We start from the raw sequence: 1,697 nt of genomic DNA on the forward strand, positions 1-1,697 counted from the left end.
CCCGGGGCTTTCACGGGAGAGCGGCGTGACCGGGTGTTGATCAACTGAAAAGTGCTCCTGACCAGCAAGGATGGGTCTTGTCGAGGGACCTATCCGCACTGTTCAAGGAGCACCTTCCAGGTGAAGAAGCGTAGCCGGTTCTATCCCCGCGTCCAGGTCGACACGGCCGACGTTCCGGCGGTCGGGCAGGCCGGCGGGGTGCTGCTGACCAACACGATTGCGGCCGCTGGGCTGGACGCCGCGCTCGCGTCGGCGTTGGCGCCGTGGCGCAAGCCGCTCGCGGTCCATGACCCGGGCAAGGTCGTCCTGGATCTGGCACTGACCCTGGCGTTGGGCGGGGACTGCCTGGCCGACATCGCGCTGCTGCGCGCCGAACCCGGGGTCTACGGCCGGGTGGCCTCGGATCCGACGGTCTCCCGGTGCATCGACGCGCTGGCCGCCGACGCGCCGGCCGCGCTGAAAGCGATCAACGCCGCGCGGGCGACGGCCCGGGCCGCGGTGTGGTCGCTGGCCGGGGAGCACGCCCCCGACCACGCCGCCGACGCCGCGGCACCGCTGACCCTCGACATCGACGCCACCCTGATCACCGCGCACTCGGAGAAGGAACAGGCCGCGCCGACGTTCAAGCGCGGGTTCGGCCACCACCCGCTCTGCGCGTTCGTCGACCACGGGCCAGACGGCAGCGGCGAGCCGCTGGCGGTGCTGCTCCGGGCGGGCAACGCCGGCTCCAACACCGCCGCCGACCACATCACCGTGGCCCGCGCCGCGCTGGCGCAGCTGCCCGGTCACCGGCCGGGCACCCGCCCGGGCCGGAGGATCCTGATCCGCACCGACGGGGCCGGGGCCAGCCACAAGTTCCTGGACTGGTGCCACGGTCAGCGGTTGTCCTACTCGATCGGCTTCGGCCTGCCCGACAACACCCCTGACCTGCTGAAGCAGATTCCCGCCGAGGCGTGGACGCCGGCCTACGACGCCCACGACGCCATCCGCGAGGGCGCCTGGGTCGCCGAACTCACCGGCCTGCTCGACCTCACCGGCTGGCCGCCGGGAATGCGGGTGATCGCCCGCAAGGAGCGGCCCCATCCCGGTGCGCAGCTGCGGATCACCGATGCCGACGGGCTGCGCGTCACCGCGTTCGCCACCAACAGCACCCGCGGCCAGCTGCCCGACCTCGAGCTGCGGCACCGCCGCAGAGCCCGGGCCGAGGACCGGATCCGTTGCGCCAAGGACACCGGCCTCGCGAACCTGCCGCTGCACGACTTCGACCAGAACCAGATCTGGTGCGCCATCGTCGCGCTCGCCTGCGAGCTCACCGCCTGGATGCAGATGCTCGCCCTCACCGACACCGACGCCCGCCGCTGGGAGCCCAAACGGCTGCGGACCAGGCTGTTCACCATCCCAGCCACCCTCGCTCGCAGCGGACGCCGCCAGCTGCTGCACCTCGCCGCCCACCACCCGTGGGCCGCCGTCGTCCACGACGCCGTCATCCGGCTGCGCGCCCTGACCGCCGGCCCGGCACCGGCTCCCGGCTGACCCACATGCCCTCGTCCCGACGACCTGCACCACCCCGGACCGTGGAACCGGCGCCCACCCGAGCGACCTCGGCCGAACCGTCACACCCCAATGCCAGAATCACGCACCGGCGGCCCACCGAGTCGCATCCCGATGATCACCGATGGGCGGGCGAAAGATCCGGG

The 1,697-nt window shown here is 72.7% G+C and carries 1 protein-coding gene; it reads left to right on the forward strand.

Annotation, left to right across the window (positions count from 1 at the left end; genetic code table 11):
• Positions 1–120: 120 nt before the first annotated feature.
• Positions 121–1,533: an IS1380 family transposase gene (locus tag E9529_RS21350; protein ID WP_236833264.1), complete on the forward strand. Its 1,413-nt coding sequence runs from the start codon at positions 121–123 to the stop codon at positions 1,531–1,533.
• The last annotated feature ends 164 nt before the right edge of the window (positions 1,534–1,697 follow it).

The sequence above is a fragment of the Blastococcus sp. KM273128 genome, from assembly GCF_021698975.1.
Taxonomy (GTDB): Bacteria; Actinomycetota; Actinomycetes; order Mycobacteriales; family Geodermatophilaceae; genus Blastococcus.